Annotated in this window: 12 protein-coding genes; all 12 read right to left on the bottom strand. The window is 42.0% G+C overall.

Features of this window, described 5'->3' with window-relative positions:
* Nucleotides 1-4: 4 nt before the first annotated feature.
* The 12 genes from BN3456_RS04980 to BN3456_RS04925 all read right to left on the bottom strand — a co-directional run bounded on the left by BN3456_RS04980 (nucleotide 5) and on the right by BN3456_RS04925 (nucleotide 13,704).
* Nucleotides 5-673: a response regulator transcription factor gene (locus tag BN3456_RS04980; protein WP_089983038.1), complete on the bottom strand. Its 669-nt coding sequence runs from the start codon at nucleotides 671-673 to the stop codon at nucleotides 5-7.
* A gap of 28 nt (nucleotides 674-701) precedes the next feature.
* Nucleotides 702-1,259: a GNAT family N-acetyltransferase gene (locus BN3456_RS04975; protein WP_089983037.1), complete on the bottom strand. Its 558-nt coding sequence runs from the start codon at nucleotides 1,257-1,259 to the stop codon at nucleotides 702-704.
* A 349-nt stretch (nucleotides 1,260-1,608) separates the two neighbouring features.
* Nucleotides 1,609-2,682 carry an alcohol dehydrogenase catalytic domain-containing protein gene (locus tag BN3456_RS04970; RefSeq protein ID WP_089983036.1) on the bottom strand — a complete coding sequence of 358 codons (1,074 nt, stop codon included), beginning with the start codon at nucleotides 2,680-2,682 and terminating at the stop codon, nucleotides 1,609-1,611.
* Nucleotides 2,683-2,708: 26 nt separating this feature from the next.
* Nucleotides 2,709-4,103, bottom strand: a complete 1,395-nt coding sequence (locus BN3456_RS04965; RefSeq protein WP_089983035.1) for an FAD-dependent oxidoreductase — start codon at nucleotides 4,101-4,103, stop codon at nucleotides 2,709-2,711.
* Between the two features lie 39 nt (nucleotides 4,104-4,142).
* Nucleotides 4,143-4,679 (bottom strand): hypothetical protein, encoded by a 537-nt coding sequence (locus BN3456_RS04960; RefSeq protein ID WP_089983034.1) that lies wholly within the window; start codon nucleotides 4,677-4,679, stop codon nucleotides 4,143-4,145.
* A gap of 12 nt (nucleotides 4,680-4,691) precedes the next feature.
* Nucleotides 4,692-6,851 (bottom strand): hydantoinase/oxoprolinase family protein, encoded by a 2,160-nt coding sequence (locus BN3456_RS04955; RefSeq protein WP_089983033.1) that lies wholly within the window; start codon nucleotides 6,849-6,851, stop codon nucleotides 4,692-4,694.
* 12 nt (nucleotides 6,852-6,863) lie between these two features.
* Nucleotides 6,864-8,165 (bottom strand): hypothetical protein, encoded by a 1,302-nt coding sequence (locus BN3456_RS04950; RefSeq protein WP_089983032.1) that lies wholly within the window; start codon nucleotides 8,163-8,165, stop codon nucleotides 6,864-6,866.
* Between the two features lie 279 nt (nucleotides 8,166-8,444).
* A complete protein-coding gene (locus BN3456_RS04945; protein WP_089983031.1) occupies nucleotides 8,445-9,575 on the bottom strand; it encodes an ROK family transcriptional regulator in 1,131 nt (376 codons plus the stop codon).
* A 170-nt stretch (nucleotides 9,576-9,745) separates the two neighbouring features.
* Complete coding sequence (locus BN3456_RS04940) at nucleotides 9,746-10,498, bottom strand: response regulator transcription factor (RefSeq protein ID WP_089983030.1); 753 nt, start codon at nucleotides 10,496-10,498, stop codon at nucleotides 9,746-9,748.
* Between the two features lie 34 nt (nucleotides 10,499-10,532).
* On the bottom strand, nucleotides 10,533-11,387 hold the full coding sequence (locus tag BN3456_RS04935) for a carbohydrate ABC transporter permease (RefSeq protein ID WP_089983029.1): 855 nt from the start codon (nucleotides 11,385-11,387) through the stop codon (nucleotides 10,533-10,535).
* 11 nt (nucleotides 11,388-11,398) lie between these two features.
* Entirely contained in the window at nucleotides 11,399-12,283 is an 885-nt protein-coding gene (locus BN3456_RS04930) for a carbohydrate ABC transporter permease (RefSeq protein ID WP_347457820.1), read from the bottom strand.
* An 80-nt stretch (nucleotides 12,284-12,363) separates the two neighbouring features.
* Nucleotides 12,364-13,704 carry an ABC transporter substrate-binding protein gene (locus BN3456_RS04925; protein WP_089983028.1) on the bottom strand — a complete coding sequence of 447 codons (1,341 nt, stop codon included), beginning with the start codon at nucleotides 13,702-13,704 and terminating at the stop codon, nucleotides 12,364-12,366.
* Nucleotides 13,705-13,724 lie beyond the last annotated feature (20 nt).

The following is a 13,724-nucleotide window of genomic DNA, read 5'->3' as shown; positions in this document are numbered from 1 at the left end:
AGCCTCATACTCTGTATCCCATCCCTCTCTTCGTTTCAATTAGCCCGGTTACTCCGATGCTTTTTAATTTCTCCCTGATACGAGTCACATTTACGCTTAAGGTATTATCATCAATAAACACCTGATTATCCCATAAATACTCAATCAAGTCCAAACGCAGTACTACCTCTCCCTTATGCCGGAACAGATAGTGTAAAATCTTCAGCTCATTTTTAGATAAATCCACGCATTTTTCATCATATTCCAGACAGGTATGCGCAAGATCCAGCCGTACTCCATGACAGGTCAAAACTGTGGATTCTTTCGTATTGGAGGCCCTTGTCCTCTTTAAGACTGCGGCTATCCGCGCAAGAAGTATGGATGCCTGATATGGCTTTGTAATATAATCATCCCCGCCTTTCAGCATTCCTGTCAGCTCATCCATAGAATCCGTTCTGCCGGTCAGAAAAATAACAGGAACCTCCGACTGTTTCCTGATTTCCGTGCAGATATTAAATCCTGCAGCACCCGGCAGATTTAAATCCAACAAAACCAGATCTGGATTCTGCAGCATCACCTGCTCTGCCACCGAGTCAAACTCCTCCAGTGCAGTCACCTGATAAAGGGCATTCTCTAATAAAATTTTTAACTCTTTTCTAATAATCGGTTCGTCTTCAACAATTAAAATATGCATATTCATTTCACTCCACAGCACTATAAGCTTACTCCAAAAATTCTGACTTTAATATTGAATAATAGCAGGCATCGCATATCCCCTGATTATTCCAACCAGACTTTCTAAGAGTTCCCTCGTACATCATTCCGGCTTTTTTCATAACAGCTCCCGAATTAGTATTCTCCGGATCATGTCTTGCTTCGATTCTCTGTATATCTACAGAGTCAAATAAAAACTCAATAATTGCACTTAATGCCTCTGTAGTGATCCCTTTATGCCACCATTTGCGGCCTATACAATATCCAACCTGAGCCACGGATACCCTTTCATCTATGTGGGTTACACCAATGCTCCCAATCGGGAAATCACTTTCTTCCTTTAAGATTATCGCCCACTGATAAAAATCACACTCCTTATACGAATCAACCCACTCTTTTATAATAGCTGTGCTTATTTCAAGATCTTTGTGGGATGGCCACGTCAGGTATTTTGTTACTTCTTTATCCGAAGCCCAATTTTCGTACATACTTCTGGCATCGGACATTATAAACTTTCTCAAAAGCAGTCTTTCTGTTTCAATTTCTTGTGTTCCAAGATGCTTCATAACCTGATCTCCTCTCTCTTTTAATTTTGATTTTAACGCATATGCAAATCATTGTAAACTTATACTATGCTATAAAGATTCATTAGGTATTTTGATCTGGAAGGTGTTTAAATTTGGAATCGAACAGTACTCTATATGACAAATCGCAATCTTTTGTTTCTAAATAAGGAAAAGATTTAATATCCTTTATTCCACAGAATCCTGAGCTGCACATATTACTGGGTTGCTGATTATCATAGACTCAGAGTGATCGCACATAAATAATTTAGGAGCACGAGGTTAGATTTGTACAGTGTCAATTTGAAAAATCTCACGAAAGCAAATTTTATGCTCTCGTGAGATTTCTTTGTCAGAATTTAATTGCCACCTTAAAATCACCGTGCCCGCCGGCTGCATATTCGAATGCTTTCTCCCATTCTTCAATATCAAATACATGTGAAACAACTCCATCTGTTTTCAGTTTTCCATTCATAATATTTTCAATAACAAATGGGTAGCAATATGGACTTAGATGAGAGCCAAGTACATCCAGCTCCTTTCGGTCTCCGATGATAGACCAATCCACTGTTGTTTCCTCACCGAAAACACTGAATTCCACAAATGTGCCCAGCTTTCTGACCATATGCAATCCCTGCTTTACACTTGACGGATGTCCTGTTGCCTCTATATAGATATCACACCCGTATCCATCTGTCAGCTCCAGGATTTTTTCGACCACTTTTTCTTTTCCCGGATTCATTACAATATCTGCACCGAATTCCTTAGCCTTTTCAAGCCGCTCATCAACCATATCCAATGAAATCAGTTTAGAGGGATTCTTCATTCTCGCATAAGTAATCATACCCAGCCCCAGGGTGCCGGCCCCAGATATTACCACAACATCCTCATTGCCAATTTCAGCCCTGTCCACCGCATGTTTTGAACATCCATAAGGCTCAATAAGTAGAGCTTTTTCAAGCGACATCTCACTGGGAACTCTTGAAATCACAGCTGTCTTTGGATAGCGGACGTATTCCGCCATACCACCGTTGTTTTTCTTCTGAAAACCAAAGGTATCATGGGGCTGGCACATCCAATATCTTCCTGTTTTGCAAAATTTACATTTTCCACAGGGAACAATCTGATCTGCCGTAATACGTTCTCCCATTTTAAATTCCGTAACATTTTCTCCCAGCTCTACAATTTCTCCCAGGAACTCATGCCCCGGGATAAAAGGCGGTCTCACCCAGGCTGGCTGCTCTTCATTTCCCCAGAACATGGATGCCCCGTGAAAGCACTTTAAATCCCCTGCACAAATACCGCACGCCTCCGTTTTAATAATAATGTCATCAGGTCTGCACTCTGGGGTCGGATAATCCGGCTCCAGAATATACTCACCCTTTCCATAAGCAACCAGTGCCTTCATCCTTTTAGGTATCGACATCTTAAAACCTCCTCTAAAAATACCAGTTATTTTGCCTCATCCAATGTTAGAATAGCTCCATTTTGGAGCAAAATTTTCCTCACTTCTTCCGTATCAACTTCTCTCGGCTGTATTTTGTTCTTAGATGCCAAAGCTGCACCTACGCCTGCACCCTGTCCTATTGCCATACATAAGGTCATAATTCTCGTCGATCCAAAAGCAACAGCGTCGACACTGATACATCGTCCGGTCATCATCAACCCGTCAATATCTTTTGCAACTGTACATCCATAAGGGATTCCGTATGGTTCCTCTATAGTTTTTGTGTAGGTTTTGTCGCCTTTACCACTATGTATATCAATAAAATAAGAAAACAATCCGATTGTATCCTCCGGTATCTTTCCTAAAACAGCATCTTCCTTTGTAAATTTTTTTATACCCATGATCCGCCTGGATTCTCTGACACCAATTGTTGCATTCACTGATGTCAGATAACATTTTTCAAATCCCGGTACATGCTCCTGAAGCATTTCAATCAGTGGTATAATCTGAAGATGGCTTTCCATCTCTCCTCTGCTTAAATCATGAACATTACTTCCGTCAAAATTCAAGATTCGAATTGTATTTACGGCCACAGTACCGGGTATAGGCTGGCGTATGTAGATTACTGTATCCCTATCGATAGGACACTTTGATTCTGATCGAAGTTTTTTGATTGTATTGTTTAGTCCAAAGAATATATGTCCCGGATTGTTGCGAAAGAACTCTGCATCATATCCCGGTTGTATATGAGTAAGTCCCATATTGTAAGGCAGCTCTTCCGGATGTTCCTCTATGTAATCACAAAACCTCTCAAAATCAACTCCACTTAAGTTAAACATTAATGAGGGCGGCTGAAGTTCCCCACTCCCTGGCTGTCCTTTTTCATATTCTGCTCCAGCCATATAAGCTACATCCCCATCTCCGGTTCCGTCAATAAATACATCCGCCTCTATGTCAATTTCTGTTCCTTTGCCGGCAACAGTTATGCTGCAGAGTCTTCCATCTGTCACTTTCGTTTTAACCAGTTCGCAGTGCATCAATAGCTCTATTCCAGCTTCCTTTACCATTTCAAAACATATAATCCTGGAATAAAATGGATGAATTGTCGTAGAAGAAAGATGAAACGGGCAGTATTTATGCCCGGCTGTCCCGTCTTTTTCTTTCAGCCGTTCTACGAACTCTTCTGCCATTCCGCCCACAATTCTTCTTTGATGCATATCGAGAAAAGCTAAAAACGGCAGGCCCGAACCAAGCTGTCCCCCAAGATACCCCAGCCGCTCTACCAGTACGACTTTTGCGCCTTCTCTCGCCGCTGCCACTGCCGCCGCAAGTCCTCCGGGACCACCGCCCACAACAGCTACATCAGTTTTAATTGTTTCTTTTTTCATATCATTTTTCATATCGCACCTCCTGCTCGTCTGTGTGCATCATATACAATGTCAATGCCTTCCGGCGGCGTAAAAGGTTCTGGCAAATCCATGTGCTCCTATTTCCGAAAGGGCACGAATCCCTGATTTTCCCATTCTACGTCGGCCAACTGTCAGCCTGGGAACCATATATTGATCGGATGTCAATCCCATCGAAGAGCACTCCAGATGGTGGTAAAACTCATGCGCCAGAATTAATTCCTCTCCATATTTTAGCGACAACTTGTTTTCTGCTGCCCACATTTTTACTGATTTCAGATAAAGGGTAATTGTCTTTCTCCCTGAATAATATTCACTGAAACACCTCATACCACCAATGACATTATCTTCATCAACTTTAATTACATGCAGGCCTTCTTGTTTTATCACTTCCCAGATAGATCTTCCCGGGTATTTATCCAGAATACCTTCTGCAGCCGTGACACCTGTGTTCCAGGCTCTGTCGGCAATGCGGGAAATATCCTCCTGTGGAATCTTATGATAGTGAATATCCCGAACCAGTTCTTCCCTGGATCCTACGCGATCAGGAAACGGAAATTCCGCCTTCATGTGCCGTCCTCCTTAGCCTCTTTCATTTTCTGTAGTTTTTGTACATATCATAATCAGGTTCTCATCACTTTGCGCACCTGCCAATTCAACCTCACATAAAGAAAGAATCTGAGGCTCACTCTGCATACCCGCCATATCTACAATCCTACTGCCTGATACTACATAGATATTTGGAATCTCTGCTCCGCCATCACCATATACTGTGTGTTCCTCCAGCAGATACTTAACGTTTTTCTTCCATTCCGATACCAGGCAGGACAGTACCTGTGCATTTTTCTTTTGAAGTCGTATAACCCCATCTCGATCTACCAAACGAACCGGCCTGACTTTCTTTGTAAAAAAAAGATGAGAACGTTTCTTTATTTCACTCGTGACCGCACATATGCTGCCGTTGTCGGCTGCAATTTTAACCTGGTCATCCGAAACCTTTAGATTTTCAGCTACAAGTGATTTAATCTCCTCATTCGTCTTTCTTGCCCCTGTCAATTCTTTGGTACGGAGTTCTGTCGCACCTATGGCAATTGCACGAACCTTTTGCTGCTGCGTATCAATTTCCACCTTAACTTCTATCGTCTCCGGATTGGCGCCCGATGCAACTGCCTTTTGCTCGGCCTCCCTTCTCACCGCCAATATGTCTGTTTCCGTAGGATTCATTATTGTACGTTCCACCATATCCCGCACCATGGCCAAAGCCACCCCAATGGGAGATATTACTGCAGCATTTTTTGCAATCTTAAAGACGCATCCAAATTTCTTCCCCAAATGAGGAACCACTGTAGCAGCTCCTCCTCCGCCTCCTACAAATGTCAGCATGTTCTTATCCAATCCGTAGTCTTTGACGAAGCTTTCTACAACTTTCCCATTCTTTAAGGCTGACAGGCGGAGAACTTCTTCTGCGGTTTCTTCTACACTCATACCCATATTCTTAGCTAAAGGCATCCAGGCTTTCTTTGCCGCTGCGATATTTCCTTTGGCATAGCTGTCCTCAGGTACATAACCTGCAATATTGGCAGCTCCTGAAAGTGTAAGCGCATATTTCCTACCATTAGAACATTCAATATATGCATATTCTGGATCTGTAGATATAGGGTGTACTGCTTTGAGCACAGGTTCTATAATATCCTCATCATCTGCAAACACTTCATAATCTAAGTCAGCAATATGGGCGCTCCTGGGGCCTACGTCCTTTACTTTAGCATTATGAATTTCAATCATGCTTCCTCCGCCGATTCCCACTGTCCGCACATCCAGCGATGTAAGATAAGTCTTGTGTCCCCCTACTTCCGCATACTTAACCGCAACGTTTCCATCTTTAACGCAGGATATATCCGTGCTGGTTCCCCCTACTTCGAAAAATATTCCGTCTGTCAGTTTTTCGTACATTAATGCACCTGCCACACCAGCAGCGGGTCCGGACAAAATAGTAAGTATCGGCCTGTGGCGTACCTCATCCACAGTCATAACCCCTCCATCGCAGCGCATAACCATCAACGGCGATTTGATTCCCGCATCTTTAATACTTTTCTCTGTCATATTAGCCGCATCCAGCATTTTGGGTAAAATACTTCCATTAATTACAGCGGTCCTCGTACGGACTTTAAGGCCATACAGCTTAGATACATCATTTCCGGCCGTGGAGGGATATCCGTATCGGTTGCAAATCTCAATCGTTTTATTTTCATTTTCAGGATTGTCTACGCTAAATGCCTCCGTTGCCACCATCGCCTGAGCCCCCGAACTTTTCAATTCCTCTAGTGCTTTTTCTATGTTTTTCTCAAAACCTTCCTGATCGGCAGAATTGACAACAGCGTTGTAAGAGTGCAAATATTTACCTGGCGCCAGTTCGATATCTCCTATAGTTGTATCACTTTTTGCCTTCAGCCCCTGCACGCCGCTGCTGAGAGTGATGATGCCCACCTTAGACACATCTCCTTCCAAAAGTGCATTTGTAGCCTGTGTCGTTCCATGGGCAATAAAGGTGACATCCTCTGGAGCAATCTGATATTTTTCCATAATTTCTTTCAGCACCTTGACTATGCCGGCCGCCACACCTTCTTTAGCTGTATGAGTCGTAGGCATCTTAACGCTTCCGATCAGCTCGAAAGTGTCATTATTAATTGCTACAGCATCTGTGAATGTTCCTCCCACATCAATTCCAATTCTAACCTTCATCTTCGTCTCCTTTTACATATATATAAATGTTAGTATAATCACCGTTGCCGCCGTAACAATCCAGTTTGGAAGCTGCATGGGATTAGAGGTTGTTACAGGATCATACCCAACAAAGTTAGATGCCCAGACAACTTGTGTCGATGTTGGGCAAGACTGAGAAGGCCAACGGAAAGCCGCGTAAAATACTGCTGACAAGGCTGCTACCGGAAGTACTCCTACTGCCAGCATGCTGGCTGCCAGGCCTGCTCCAAGTCCCATCAGATTAAACGGTCCCCTATATAATCCCAGTGGGCAGAGAATACATACAAAAGCAATCAGTCCCCAGGCAGAATGAGGGGTAATTGCAACCATAAATGATTTTATTACAGCCTGTGTAGTAGGAGCAGTCATGGCATTTAAAATCATACCAATTCCAAACATCAGTGCAACTGTAGGTGCGCCTTCTTTAAATCCTTCATAACAGCTCTGTACGATTAAATTAGAGAACTTGGACCACTTTCCTCTATATGTAAATACCATTGCCCATATAATACCGATAACAAATACGGTTGTTGCCTCCAGCTTAAAAATCAGCATGACTGCAACTACAACTACAGGGGTCAGGCAGGCCAGAACTCCCCGCCATCCTTTCACATAAATACTCTTAACTTCCGTCTCTTCCTGCTCTTTTTTAACAGGAGCGGCAAATGCATACTTTATACCATTTTTTTTAAAACTATAAGTTAAATAAACAAATGTAAATAAGAGGCCTGCTGCAAAAAGAATCACGGCACAAAGGTTAATATCCTTGGCCTCCACCCCTGTTATCCCAGTAATAGCCGCTATATTAGCAGGATTCAGCGAATACCCTGCCGACATGGCAGCTAAAAATGTATTGCACGCAACTATCGGTGGAATTCCGATAGACATCATAATAGGCAATACTATAGTTCCTACCATTGCAACCGCGCCAGTGCCATATAAAACAGTAAACAAAAATGCTGTTACAGCACACAGTGCCAACGAAATAAGATAAGGCTTATCCCCACCCAGCTCGGCCGCATTTTTAATAATCACATCCGTAACCCCTGTCCGGTAAAGTATCTGAGAAAGCCAGCAGCTAAATAGAATCGCCACATACGTACCTGCAAGTTTCAAAGCTCCGTTAGATATAACATTTGTAAGTATTCCTTCTTCTCCCGTGAGTGGTAGTCCGGCTGCCACTGCTATTGCCACTGCCATTACCGGAAGTGCCAGAACTGCCGGGATTTTTCTCATCATCATTAACACTGCTATTACAATAAAAATCAATACAATAATTATCCCTGTTATCATAACAATCTCCTCTCTGCTCCTTTTACTGAATGGTTTCACTGCCTCATCTTAAAATTATTATCTCCTCCTTCCTTTATTAATACAACCCAATAAATAAAACCATTTCATATAACGGATTATATTATTTGTAATGTAAAAAGTCAATTGAATTATGTATAAATATTCTATTGTACATTTATTTTGTCGTTTTTCATTAAAATCGTGTAAGTTTTTTGTGCTTTTTAACCAAAAAAATAGGCTCAGCCATTAGACTGAGCCTATTTTTTAATATAATAATTGTTAAACAGCATCAACAAATTCTGTAATATAATCAAGTGCAGCCCCCGCAGCAATTGCATCCTTTTTGTATTTGCTGACTCTTATATACCTTTTATCATAATCGAAAGAACTTAGCGCCTGAACTCGGTTTCGAATATCTTCAATATAAGGATCCAGATATTCCCCCATATACCCCCCCAGAATAATTGTACAGTCAAATAAAGTCTGAAGTTGATTGATAGTAAGTGCCAGAGATTCCAGATATTCCTCCCATATCTGTATTGCCTGGGGATTCTTCATATTTAGTTTTTGAAAAAAGTCTTCAAGATTCCCTTCGCTCATATTTGAAAGAACCGTTGCAGAGCAGTAGGCATCCACACATCCCCTTTGCCCGCAATAGCAATCTTTCCCTCCCGGATGGATTTTGATATGCCCCACTTCGCCTCCGTGTAATGTTTCTCCTGTATAAACTGAGCCATTCACCACAACTGCGCCGCCTACATTATTACTCAGCATCAGATAAAATGCATTTTCTTCGATTCCTCCCAGCCATGTTTCCGTAACCCCCGCTGCGTTTGCATCATTAAATAAAGCTGTCCTGTATGGAATGTATTTTGAAAACTCTGAACATGTGGCTCCTGTAAAATTCAATATTTTTCCATAAAATACCTCTTGATTATCCTTAGTAATCAACCCGGGAACACTTATTCCAACTCCTAATATAGCTTTTGTACGCTTCTTTACCTTAGACACTGTCTGCTCCACCATCTTGCCGATTTCTTTATAGTATTTATCCGTTCTTTGAAAAGGTACTCTTGTTCGAGTTCTGTACACAATTGTTCCTTCCAGATTCACTGCTAAAACTGTAATATGATTCCTTGTGATATCAATCCCAATCGCAATGCGTGCGTCAGGAACTATAGCATAGGACTTTGCTCTTCTCCCACCAGTGTGACCAATAGAACCTGATTCTCTGACCAGACCTTCATCCTGCAGTTCCTCAAGATTTTGTATTACTGTAGGAAGACTTAATCGGAGTTCCCTTGCAATATCCTGTCTAGAAAGATTTTTATGGTTTCGTAAAAGGTGATAGATATTTGAACGGTTCATTTTTTTTATTTCAAGATTTGCTGATGTTTTTTGTCTTATCATTCTGCCCTCCCTCTATAGATCGGATCTTTTATTTATAAAATCGTTTTTTAAATCCGTTTTTATAATTATAATCATAAGTTACTCAAAATTCAAGTATTTTCCTCTTTTACTTAAAAAGGCCCACAGCAATGTCTTGAAACTGCTGTGGGTCTTATCGTCTGTTTGTTTCGCTATATTTTGTTTCTATATTCATTGGCGGATATTCCTGTTATTTTCTTAAATACCCGTGAAAAGTGTGCAATATCCAGAAAGCCAACTTCCTCCGCTATATCTCCGATTCTCAGTGAGGGATCCTTCAAAAGTTCCTTAGCCTTATCAATCCTGGTGTTGTTCAAAATATCAGAAAAACTTTTTCCGGTCTGCCGATTTAAGAGTTTACTCAAATGCCACTGACTTACATATGTATGCTCAGCCACATCTGAAAGCTTTAGTTTCTCCCGGTAATTTTCTTTGATATATACAAGAGCATTTTTTACAATAAAGTTATTAGCCGGAGAATTCAGAATATCCTTCTTTTTTGTTCCTTCCAGCAGTTCAGCCGGCTGGTGTTCCTTAAGGCGGCCTGTCATCACTTCCATAGCCTCTTCCAGTTCATCCATTTTGGAGGGCTTCAGCAAAAATCTGGCGACCCCAAGGCGGATAGCCTTCTGTGCATAATCAAAATCCCGGTAACCTGTCAGGATACAGACCTGCATCTGATCATACTGCGCTTTGATTCCTGCCAGCATGGTAAGTCCGTCCATCTGTGCCATTGCAATGTCTGTAAACACAATATGAGGCTTTTCTTTCTCTATTAACTCCAGGCCCTCTTTTCCGCTGCCGGCAGTTCCCACCACCTGGCAATTCCACTTTTCCCAGTTCATGCCCCTGGTCATTCCCTCCAGTATCACAGGCTCATCATCAATCAAAACCACTTTATACATCTCACACCTCTGCACCCTTTGGCTGCAGGCACAACTATCCTTTAATTGCTCCCGCTGTCATACCTTTAATTATATACTTCTGGAGAAAAATGTAAACGATTAGTATAGGAATAACTACCAGCGTAACCGCTGCAGCCATTAGTCCATAATTGGTTCCCTCTCTGGATGTCAGCTCATTTAACAGCCTGGTAATTCCATACTGGTTTCCCCGCAGCATAAATGTCTGTGTAAACAAATCATTATAGCTCCAGAGAAAGCTAAAAATTCCTACGGTTGCAAAGGAGGGCTTCGAAAGTGGCATTATAACCTTTCCAAAAATCTGAAAAATATTTGCACCCTCTATGTAAGCTGCCTCCTCCAACTCTACCGGCAGTCCTTTGATGTAGCCGCTTAAAACGACAATAGCAAAAGACATATTTCCTGCAATCTGGGGCAGTGCCGTAGCCAGCAAAGACTTCCACAAAACAGGAGTGTTCACAATTCCCCAGCGCGACATCAGCTGGAAGACCGGTATGATAGTGGCAAAGACAGGAAACATCATGCCGGCTATTACCATATTGTTTAGTAAGTTTCTTCCCAGAAATGTATACCGCACAAGTACGTAAGCCGCCATCCCCGCCAGCACAATTACCACCAGTGCTACAGTAATGGAAATAATCAGACTGTTTCGGTAAGCACCGAACACGTCCAGCCGTTCGAAAGCCAGCCGGTAGTTATCCATGGAGAATCTTTTCCCAAGAGGAAGTGAAAACGAATCTGATACAATAATTTTTTTATCCTTAAAGGAGTTCAGCACAACCCATATAATAGGATAAATTGTAGTTAGTGCCCAGAGTGAAAGTAACACAAAGATACCTGCCTGCCCGGGGTGAAGCTTTTTCTTCTTCATGACTTTTCCTCCTAGTAATCTTTTTCTTTGAAAATTGCATTGACAACTTTTGAAAGAATTACTCCCAGAACTACAATCAGAATTGCTATTGTGCTGCTGTAGTCCACGTCCGATACATTAAACACCTGATAATACATATACGTTCCGGTCAGCCATGTCCGGCCGAAAGGTATTCCCTTTGGAAACATTACCCAAGGCAGGTCAAAGACCTTAAGAGCGCCGGTTACTGCCAGCACGATACAGGTGCAGATTACGTTGTGCAGCAAAGGAAGAGTAATATAGCGGACTCTCTGTATTTTGGCTGCACCGTCAATCGCAGCCGCCTCATAAAGTTCATCAGATATATTGTTTAATCCGGTAACCAAGATAATAAAGTAGAATCCCACATACTGCCAGGTTACAGGAATCATCATCGTTATCAATGCATGTGCTTCATTTTTCCAGTCTATCAGTTCTTTAGACCCCAACGCTCCAAACAGCTGATTAATCATGCCTTTGTCATATAGGAAAATCAAATTAAAAAGTAATCCAAGTGCCGTAGCCGAAATTACAATCGGAAAGAAAAATACAATTCTAAAAAACTTGCTTCCATGTTTTACATTGTCAACCAGAACCGCCAGAAAAAGAGCAATCCCGACCTGACCTACAATCGTTACAAGAATCATAATCAGCGTGTTTTTAAGTGCAATTCTCATATTTTCATCTTCCACCATTCTGGTGAAATTCAAATACCAAGGATCATTCCATCCCTTTGCCGCCGTACCCAATCCTCTGATATTTTGAAAACTGTTAATGATATTTTTTATAAATGGGTAATACAGAAATACTATCATGAACAAAAATGCCGGAAACAGGAAAAAGAACAACGGCTTTTTATTTTTATAAATATTAGACATAATGTTTCTCCTTTTAAGTGCCAAATGACAATTATAGAAAAGGCTGTCACACCGGTTTGTGCGACAGCCAGATGTATCACCTATTGCGTCGATTCTTCAGGAGTATAATCTTTTATAAGTGTCAAAACCTCGGATACTGCATCCTTTATTTCTACTTTTCCTGTTACCAGGTTTGGCATGCCGTCGAATACCGGAACTCTGCACTCAGTAGGAATCTGATCCTGCACTGCACCTGCAATTCCGGTGATGCCGTTTACCATCTCAAGTCCCGATTTTCCCAGGCTGCTAAGCTGGCTTTCATCCACAGTAGCACCGTCTTTCAATGCCGTTGCTGATGTCTGTGCAAATTTTGATACCATCTCATTGGTTGTCATGTACTCCACAAAGCTTACTGCGGCCTCTCTCTTTTCCGGATCATCCCAGGCTTTTTTTGTTATATAATATCCAGAAGAAAGACCGCCAATAATATCCGTTGCCTTCCGATCACCTTTTGCCGGAACATAGGTGACTGTAAAGTTATCTACATCATCTGTAGCTTCCTCGATCCCGCCAAGTTTCCATGAACCATCAATCAAAAATGCTGCTTTTCCATCCAAAAATGCCTGGAATGTCTCATCATCCGTTCCTGAAAGAGTGTTGTCCGGGAAATAACCTTTTTCATACATTGTCTTGATATCACCAATGCCGGCTGCCCATGCCTTTCCATGTTCGTCATCCACGCTCTCCGGCAGTACATTATGGGTTGCCGGTGAAAGCTGGTTGTATATAGTGAATTCAAACCAGTAGTGGGGAATCTGTGCAAGTGAAGCCGCAACCGGTGTATATCCCGCATCCTTAATCTTCTGACAATCTTCCATAAATTCATCCCAGGTAGTATCCGCGTCAGGTACTTCAACATCTGCGGCCTCCAATACAGACTTATTCACATACATGCCTTCCCAGTATCCATTTACCGGAACAGAGTAATTCACACCGTCCACCGGAGATGCCCCCATAAGTTCATCCTTCATATTGTCGGCATATTCCGGATATTCTTTGCGGATCTCATCAATAGAGATCACCTTGCCTGCTTCTACAAATGAGTTAGAGTCCATACCGTTGAAATAGAACAGTACATCCGGTTCAGAACCCACCTCAAAGTCTGCAGCCACCCTGGCTTTAAAGGTCTCATCAGAAGTTGCAGATGAATCATTGACGCTGTTGCCTGTCTCCTTCTGCCAGCCATCTACGGCATCCTTAAAATTCTGAGCATTCGTATCATTTCCTGCAAAAGTGGTCGTAATATCCAGAGTTACACCATCACTCTTCTCTTTGGGTGTGGATTTTCCACTGTCATCCTTTGTATCCCCTTTGTTTCCACATGCTGCAAGAGAAAGCACCATAGCAAAGGTTAATAAAATTGCTGTCGATTTCCTCTTCATAACTAAAACCTCCCTTTCTT

The sequence above is a fragment of the Clostridium sp. C105KSO13 genome, assembly GCF_001517425.1.
GTDB lineage: Bacteria > Bacillota > Clostridia > Lachnospirales > Lachnospiraceae > Muricomes.
Note: the sequence above shows the minus strand (reverse complement) of the source record. Positions and strands in the feature narration are given on the sequence as shown.